Source organism: Phycobacter azelaicus (assembly GCF_014884385.1).
Lineage (GTDB): Bacteria > Pseudomonadota > Alphaproteobacteria > Rhodobacterales > Rhodobacteraceae > Phycobacter > Phycobacter azelaicus.
Genome location: NZ_WKFH01000003.1, coordinates 1,089,012 through 1,097,500, shown reverse-complemented (window position 1 = coordinate 1,097,500; position 8,489 = coordinate 1,089,012). Strand labels below are relative to the sequence as shown.

Genomic DNA, 8,489 nt, shown 5'->3' with positions numbered 1-8,489 from the left:
ATTTGACCTTTGAGGGCTTCTGCGGAAGCGTTCAAACGTCCAATCGGACTTGCTGACACTTTCGATGAAAGTGCAGCTGCTGACATTTTCCCTGAAAATGCAGCGAATTGACATCGTTTAGAGAGAAATATCAACAACACTGTTGGTCGTCCCGAGTGTGGGACAGACCTCAGATAGGTGACGCAGAGCTTGCTTTGCCGACAGCAACCGGATCCGTCATGTTTCCTCAGACGCCCGGATGTTTGCCTGCCTGAAACGACAGTAGTTGTCCAAGTCAAGTACACTAACCCGCATGATCTACCCGATCATGCATTGTGCTTTCTTAAGGTTCAGGACCGACATCCTGAACGCTCCGCCAGCTCTTAGGGCCTCAGGTCCTCAAGTAGCGAAGCGGTAGGACATTAAGAAAGCGCGGGAAAGTATGCTTTTTGGTTCAGAAACAGAAGATGTGGTTGATAACCAGCTTCCGCATCACGACGAAATGCCTTCGGGCATGGCTGTCTCTTTCTGGATCAGATCAAGCGCGAGAAGGGCGTTTGGTGAATGCCTTGGCAGTAAGAGGCGATGAAGGACGTGATACTCTGCGATAAGCTGTGTGGAGCCGAGAATAGGCTTTGATACACGGATTTCCGAATGGGGGAACCCACCTGACAGTTCGATATTGTTACTTCGGTACTCAATATCTTGCTGAACCAGGTACTTAAGACCTGAATACATAGGGTTTTAAGAGCAAACCCGGGGAACTGAAACATCTAAGTACCCGGAGGAAAGGACATCAATTGATACTCCCCTAGTAGCGGCGAGCGAACGGGGACCAGCCGAGCCGGATGAGTGACTAGAACACGTTGGGAAGCGTGGCCATAGCGGGTGACAGCCCCGTATAGGAAGCTTTGACGGACGTATTAAGTAGGGCGGGACACGTGAAATCCTGTCTGAAGATCGGAGGACCACCTTCGAAGGCTAAGTACTCCTTACTGACCGATAGCGAACCAGTACCGTGAGGGAAAGGTGAAAAGCACCCGACGAGGGGAGTGAAACAGTACCTGAAACCGAACGCCTACAATCAGTTGGAGGCCCCTTGAGGGCTGACAGCGTACCTTTTGTATAATGGGTCATCGACTTGGTCTCACGAGCAAGCTTAAGCCGTTAGGTGTAGGCGCAGCGAAAGCGAGTCTTAATAGGGCGCATGAGTTCGTGGGATCAGACCCGAAACCGAGTGATCTAGGCATGACCAGGCTGAAGGTAAGGTAACACTTACTGGAGGGCCGAACCCACACCTGTTGAAAAAGGTCGGGATGAGTTGTGCCTAGGGGTGAAAGGCCAATCAAACTCGGAGATAGCTGGTTCTCTGCGAAATCTATTTAGGTAGAGCGTCATCCGAATACCCCGGGGGGTAGAGCACTGGATGGGTAATGGGGCCCCACAGGCTTACTGATCCTAACCAAACTCCGAATACCCGGGAGTACTAGATGGCAGACACACTGCGGATGCTAACGTCCGTAGTGGAGAGGGAAACAACCCTGACCTCCGGCTAAGGCCCCTAATTCATGGCTAAGTGGGAAAGCAGGTGGGACGACCAAAACAACCAGGAGGTTGGCTTAGAAGCAGCCATCCTTTAAAGATAGCGTAACAGCTCACTGGTCTAAATAAGTTGTCCTGCGGCGAAGATGTAACGGGGCTCAAGCCATGAGCCGAAGCCGAGGATGCACTTTGTGCATGGTAGCAGAGCGTAGTGTGACATAGTCTCATGTCTCCTTACTTCCTTCGGGAAGATTGGAGACAAGAGGCTTTCGATGAAGCGGGCGCGTGAGCGATCCCGTGGAGAGATCACTAGCGAGAATGATGACATGAGTAGCGACAAAGAGTGTGAGAGACACTCTCGCCGAAAGTCCAAGGGTTCCTGCTTAAAGCTAATCTGAGCAGGGTAAGCCGGCCCCTAAGCCGAGGCCGAAAGGCGTAGGCGATGGGAACCAGGTTAATATTCCTGGGCCAGGAGGATGTGACGGATTGCGACTGTAGTTCAGCCTTATCGGATTGGTTGGGCTGCTGAGCAGTCCCTGGAAATAGCCCTCCATCAGACCGTACCCTAAACCGACACAGGTGGACTGGTAGAGAATACCAAGGCGCTTGAGAGAACGATGTTGAAGGAACTCGGCAAAATACCTCCGTAAGTTCGCGAGAAGGAGGCCCGGGTTCAAGGCAACTTGGATCCGGGGGCACAAACCAGGGGGTGGCGACTGTTTATTAAAAACACAGGGCTCTGCGAAGTCGCAAGACGACGTATAGGGTCTGACGCCTGCCCGGTGCCTGAAGGTTAAAAGGAGGGGTGAGAGCTCCGAATTGAAGCCCAGGTAAACGGCGGCCGTAACTATAACGGTCCTAAGGTAGCGAAATTCCTTGTCGGGTAAGTTCCGACCTGCACGAATGGCGTAACGACTTCCCCGCTGTCTCCAACATCGACTCAGCGAAATTGAATTGCCTGTCAAGATGCAGGCTTCCCGCGGTTAGACGGAAAGACCCCGTGCACCTTTACTACAGCTTCGCACTGGCATCAGGATTGTGATGTGCAGGATAGGTGGTAGGCATCGAAACCGGAACGCCAGTTCCGGTGGAGCCTCCCTTGAGATACCACCCTTCGCACTCTTGATGTCTAACCGCGGTCCGTTATCCGGATCCGGGACCCTGCGTGGCGGGTAGTTTGACTGGGGCGGTCGCCTCCTAAAGCGTAACGGAGGCGCGCGAAGGTTGGCTCAGAGCGGTCGGAAATCGCTCGTTGAGTGCAATGGCAGAAGCCAGCCTGACTGCGAGACTGACAAGTCGAGCAGAGACGAAAGTCGGCCATAGTGATCCGGTGGTCCCGAGTGGAAGGGCCATCGCTCAACGGATAAAAGGTACGCCGGGGATAACAGGCTGATACTGCCCAAGAGTCCATATCGACGGCAGTGTTTGGCACCTCGATGTCGGCTCATCTCATCCTGGGGCTGGAGCAGGTCCCAAGGGTACGGCTGTTCGCCGTTTAAAGAGGTACGTGAGCTGGGTTTAGAACGTCGTGAGACAGTTCGGTCCCTATCTGCCGTGGGTGTAGGATACTTGAGAGGAGTTGCCCCTAGTACGAGAGGACCGGGGTGAACGATCCACTGGTGGACCTGTTATCGTGCCAACGGTAGTGCAGGGTAGCTATGATCGGACAGGATAACCGCTGAAGGCATCTAAGCGGGAAGCCCCCCTCAAAACAAGGTATCCCTGAGGGCCGTGGAAGACCACCACGTCAATAGGCCGGAGATGTAAGTGCAGCAATGCATTCAGTTGACCGGTACTAATCGCCCGATTGGCTTGATCTGATCCAGTAAAAGACAGCCAAAAACCAAAAACGCATACACAAACACTTGGACAACACGTTGATTGACCTTCCGCTTTTGGAAAACCGCCCCGTGACATAACGGGGGTGCGGCAACGGGCATTTGCTTTGCAAATACCCTGCCTGCCGCCAATACCAAAAGCCGAAGGCTTTTGGTATTTACTCGGTTTGGTGGTCATAGCACGAGCAAAACACCCGGTCCCATCCCGAACCCGGAAGTTAAGTGCCGTCGCGCCAATGGTACTTGGGCTTAAGCCCTGGGAGAGTAGGTCACCGCCAAACCTAGTAAATACCAAAACAAAAAACTCTCTAACCGAAAAAAAACGCACGCTACTTGATCCGAAAAAACATCGGTTCAACGACAAAACAAAGTCCTCAAGTAGCAAAGCGGTAGGACAGACAAACTGCCGCGGGATGGAGCAGCCAGGTAGCTCGTCAGGCTCATAACCTGAAGGTCGCAGGTTCAAATCCTGCTCCCGCAACCAAATATCCGAAAAATCATACCAGTTCGATAGCACCACAACCGGCGCTTTTGCCGTTGTGACGCCTGCACCGCTGGAAGCAAGACGGAACCACAACCCAAATGCGTTCCCTCAAAATGATCCACCAACCGGGATAGATTTGTCCCGCAAATCGGAGGGTCAACCATGGCTGCAAAACCAGAAAAGCCCCAAAAGATGGCTACCAAATGCTAAACGGCTTGATCAAAAAACGAGGGTTGTGGCGATGGACAGGTGGGACGCCGCAGGTCTAGGGCGACGACCTCGCTAAGCAATTGGCGAACCGGATCACCTCCCTGATCAGCCTGTCGTTCCAATTCAATTTCGACAGGGGGATCGGCCCGGCCGACGGCGGGAAAGTGCCGCGAGCCGGTCATTCTCGCTTAGCGCCTCACTGTACCTTGACCAAATGGCGCCTTTTTTCGCCGCGTTGTAGCGACCTTTTTTCGCTGAGTTGCCGCGTCGATCGCAAGCTCAACTCCACGGACGTGCTGGATGCATTGACCGACCTGTTCGTTCTGCGTGGCCTGCCGTCGTTCATTCGTTCCGCTTACGGCCCTGAGTTCGTTGCTCAGGCCGTGCAGGACTGGATCAAGGCTGTTGGCGCAAAGACGGCTCACATCGAGCCAGGGTCTCCCTCGGAGAACGGATATTGCGAAAGCTTCAATGCCCAGTTCGCAGAAAATACGCAGCCCTCTGTGCGCGATCCCGGATAGTTGTCGCGTTTGTCAAATCTCAAGGGTTTCTGCCCGGTCTCTGGAAGCTTGTACCGCAGAACTGGACGAACTGGGATATAGACGGCGCGGCGCTTGATGGCACCGCGCCAGAAAATGCTTTGCTACTGAAAAGAATGTACGGCGTCCACCACTCACGGTCTATTTCGACGTACCATACACAAATATCCTATCGTATAGGAAAATCGTGTCAACATGATACCAAATCGCGTTTCACTTGACAGAAACTTTGGGATATCCTTGATATACTGCTAAGGTAATAATTGAATAGGACGCTATGTCTGAGCTTTCCAAACTTACTGAGTTGCGCAAACTGATGCTGGACATGGAACATGCCATGGGGCTGCAGGAATTGTCCACGGTTGAGCGGGATGTGTACTATGCCGCGAGCGACTGTACGAGTGCATCTGATAGTGTACGAACGAACAGGATCCGCGAACATGCTATCGTTGCCAGCATGTCACGCCCCACGTTCTTCCGCGCGTTGAAGTCCCTTGTGGGAAAGGGATACTTGGAACAAAGCGGAAATGCGAGCCGCGGCAGGTATCTAGTGAAAACGCCCAAGTAGAGTCGGGGTGAACAGCAATGATTGCGGGGGCAAACCTTGAAAAGTCTGGCGATAGAGACCACGGCGGTTTCGCTATTCTATCTGATGGCCAGTTTCATAGCCTTCGCGATCGTTATGCCTGTCCAGCAAAGCCTTTTTCCTGCTCTTGAGAACAGAGCAAGCCTGCTTTTTCTTCCGCATGGGGTAAAGGTACTTGCTGCCTGGCTGCTGGGTTGGCGCTCTTCCATTGCGCTGTTTCCGGGTGTCCTGATTGTTTTTGCCTATTTCGCCGGTTGGGGCGTGTTTGCGCCACACAGGATGAGCGCTGTCATGACCGCGGTTCTGGTGCCCGCGGCGATCTTTTCCCTGGTCAAGCTTTTGGGTTGGGATTTGTCACCAGAATCCGGGCGCAGGCCCCGATGGGCCAGTATCATGATCGTGGGTCTGCTGATTTCCGTTGTGTCCTCGATACTCAGCAACCTGGCTTATGGCAATTCCCCGCAAAACTACGTTGCCTATCTGATCGGAGACTTTTTCGGGCTGTTCTTTTTGTGCCTGATCCTGATGTTTGTGTTCAGGGCGTGGCGATCCAGAGCGATACCTCACGGATAGAACAAGGGGGCAGAGATGTTTCTCTGCCCCCAATGCTTACGAGGTACTCTTAGGGTTTTGGCCGCTTTGGCTTGGCAAATCCGCCTTTTGCAGCTTTGGTTGCGGCCGCTCTTGCCTTGTTCTTTTTGCTGTTTGGTTTGCCCTTCGGCGGCGGCGGACCCTTTGGGCGGTCCGACCGTGAGCGGGGTTTGCCGTCATCCTTCCCACGCAAACTCTTACTGGTGTCACCTGCGCCGGGTCTGTTGCCTGCCTTTGCGGCGGATTTCCCGCGCGGAGTTACCACCGCATTGGGTTCGCGCGGCTTTTGCGCTTCGGGTTTCTCCCGGCGTGGACGCTCATCCTTGTGTGGTTTCGCCGCGCGGGGGGGGCGTGGCTTGCTTTCGCCTTCGGGCCTTCCGAAGCCGCCCTTGTCCTGCCCCCGGTGGGGCTTTTTCGGACCGGGTTTCCCAGATCGCGGTCCGTCGAACTTGCGCGGTCCAGAGGGACGACCCGCGGGCAGGTTCGGCGGGCTGTCGAGCTGCTTTAGCCCGGTGCCATCGTCAAGCGCCATCTCGGCGCCAAGAGCAGCCAGAAAGCCGTTCAGGCTGCTTTCGCGGATCTCGGCAAAGGTCTCGTCCTGCTGAATACGAATGGCGCCAATATCGGCCTTGGTGATGTCCCCGGCGCGGCATAGCATCGGCAGCAGGCGACGTGGATCGGCGCCATCTTTGCGACCGGCAGCAATCGAGAACCAGACGCTTGGCCCAAAGGGTGCGCGGGGTTCCGGCTTGGCGGTAGCTTCCGACAGCTCTTCGGGGGCCGATCGTCCAGCGCGCCAAAGCCGCAGATAGGCAGCAGCCAGCTGGTCGGATGAAAATTTCTCGGCCAGTTGGGTGACCATGGGCTGTTCGCTATCGCTGACAGCTTCTTGCCAGACTGGATCTTCCAGCATCCGCTCTCCATCGCGGGCGCTCACTTCATCGGCTGAGGGCGCATTGCCCCAGGTGACCTGAAGCTTGGCCATCTTCAGCAGGCGTTCGGCCTTTTTTCGCGCCTTCGGCGGGACGACCAGCGCGCTGACGCCTTTGCGACCGGCGCGGCCCGTACGGCCCGAGCGGTGCAGCAGGGTTTCATGGCTAGAGGGCAGTTCCGCGTGGACCACCAGATCGAGGTTCGGCAGATCGATGCCACGTGCGGCGACATCGGTGGCAACACAGACACGGGCGCGCCCGTCCCGCATGGCCTGCAGCGCGTGGCTGCGCTCAGCCTGAGACAGCTCACCTGACAGGGCAACGACCGAGAATCCACGGTTCGACAGGCGCGTGACCAGTCTGTTCACCATCGCTCGCGTGTTGCAGAAGACGATGGCGTTGGGCGCCTCGTAGTAGCGCAGCACGTTGATGATGGCGTTCTCGTCATCGCGTGGGGCAACGGCCATGGCGCGGTATTCGATGTCGCTGTGCTGGGATTTCTCGGCCACGGTGGAGATCCGTATCGCATCGCGCTGATAGCTTTTGGCAAGCTCGGCAATTGCGCGCGGGACGGTGGCAGAGAACAGCAGCGTCTGCCGCTCTTCGGGGGATTCGCCCAGGATGAATTCCAGATCCTCGCGAAAGCCGAGGTCCAGCATCTCGTCCGCTTCGTCCAGCACCACGGCCCGCAGATCGGACAGATCGATGGAGCCGCGCATGATGTGATCGCGCAACCGGCCGGGCGTGGCAACAACGATATGGGCGCCGCGTTCAAGCGCGCGGCGTTCGTCGCGCATATCCATGCCGCCAACGCAAGAGGCGACCTGCGCGCCTGCTTCGCCATAAAGCCAGCCAAGTTCACGCTTTACCTGCAAGGCCAGTTCGCGGGTCGGTGCGATAATCAGGGCAAGGGGCAGGGCGGCTGGGCCAAAACGGTCTTCCTCGCCGAGGATTGCGCCTGCGATGGCGAGGCCAAAACCAACGGTCTTGCCGGAACCGGTTTGGGCGGAGACCAAAAGATCTGCGCTGCCCAGGGAGGGGTCGGTCACAGCCTCCTGAACTGGAGTAAGTGTTTCATATCCACGGCGCTCCAGCGCCATAGCGAGTGTCTGTTTCAAAGGAGGGTCTGCTTTTTTCTATAGGAGCGAGCACGGCTCTTTCGGCAGCGCGACATGCGGAGCCCAAGCCAACAATTGGCTGCGTATAAGCTATCGATGCAAGAATGTATAGCGGTGTTGTAACTGAAATCCATGAGGTCGCCGGGCGGGGCGTGTTCTGCATGCCGGCCAAGACGCGGTAAATGGTGTCAGCCTGATGGCTTGCGTGCTTCTTTGGCCGCCAGACGTGATCAATCCCGAGAAGCGGACGACTTCATACAATGCTGAGCGTTCTGCCCCGGCTTATTCCCACGCGTGCCAATTGGCGGTCGAGTTCTTGCATGATGTGTCCCCGCGACTTGCAGCGCGCGATGATCTGAAAAAAGCTCTCAACCTCTTCGTGGCTTGGCACAGATTTTTCGTTTGCGGAGATCGGCGCTGTCGAACTGGCAGGCTCCATAGTCAGCAGCTCTTCACGCGTCAGGCCAAAGCAGCGGTCCAGGATTGCGATCCGAACCAAGGCCTCAAGGGATGCCTTTGTGACCGTAGCGTCTTTTGCCTCTTCGATGCAGGGTTCCGCAAGTTGTGCCAGATCAGGCCAGCAAATGTGCCGATCGATTTCCGCCAGGAATTTGACTTTCCGAGGCGCCTTTTCTTTTCGTGCAAGGATAACCTTCCGCATCGTTTTCTT

The 8,489-nt window shown here is 55.8% G+C and carries 3 protein-coding genes, 1 tRNA gene, 2 rRNA genes and 1 pseudogene; 5 read left to right on the top strand and 2 right to left on the bottom strand.

The window, feature by feature from the left end; translation table 11 throughout:
* Positions 1-515 precede the first annotated feature (515 nt).
* The 5 genes and pseudogenes from INS80_RS06285 to INS80_RS06265 all read left to right on the top strand — a co-directional run bounded on the left by INS80_RS06285 (position 516) and on the right by INS80_RS06265 (position 5,751).
* A 23S ribosomal RNA gene (locus tag INS80_RS06285) occupies positions 516-3,341 on the top strand.
* A gap of 184 nt (positions 3,342-3,525) precedes the next feature.
* A 5S ribosomal RNA gene (gene rrf / locus INS80_RS06280) occupies positions 3,526-3,640 on the top strand.
* A 126-nt stretch (positions 3,641-3,766) separates the two neighbouring features.
* A tRNA-Met gene (locus INS80_RS06275) sits at positions 3,767-3,843 on the top strand.
* A gap of 464 nt (positions 3,844-4,307) precedes the next feature.
* Positions 4,308-4,541: pseudogene (locus INS80_RS06270) on the top strand (IS3 family transposase); the annotation flags it as partial.
* Positions 4,542-5,196: 655 nt separating this feature from the next.
* The gene (locus tag INS80_RS06265; protein WP_226892574.1) at positions 5,197-5,751 is read left to right on the top strand and encodes a hypothetical protein; all 555 of its coding nucleotides are present in this window, start codon (positions 5,197-5,199) and stop codon (positions 5,749-5,751) included.
* A gap of 49 nt (positions 5,752-5,800) precedes the next feature.
* Here INS80_RS06265 and INS80_RS06260 read toward each other — a convergent pair whose 3' ends face one another.
* Entirely contained in the window at positions 5,801-7,819 is a 2,019-nt protein-coding gene (locus tag INS80_RS06260; protein ID WP_192964818.1) for a DEAD/DEAH box helicase, read from the bottom strand.
* A gap of 253 nt (positions 7,820-8,072) precedes the next feature.
* On the bottom strand, positions 8,073-8,480 hold the full coding sequence (locus tag INS80_RS06255; RefSeq protein WP_192964817.1) for a hypothetical protein: 408 nt from the start codon (positions 8,478-8,480) through the stop codon (positions 8,073-8,075).
* Positions 8,481-8,489: the final 9 nt, after the last annotated feature.

What these genes read in the sequence shown, in the direction of transcription:
- INS80_RS06255 (WP_192964817.1), bottom strand. Translation starts at nt 8,480, where the DNA reads ATGCGGAAGGTTATCCTTGCACGAAAAGAAAAGGCGCCTCGGAAAGTC.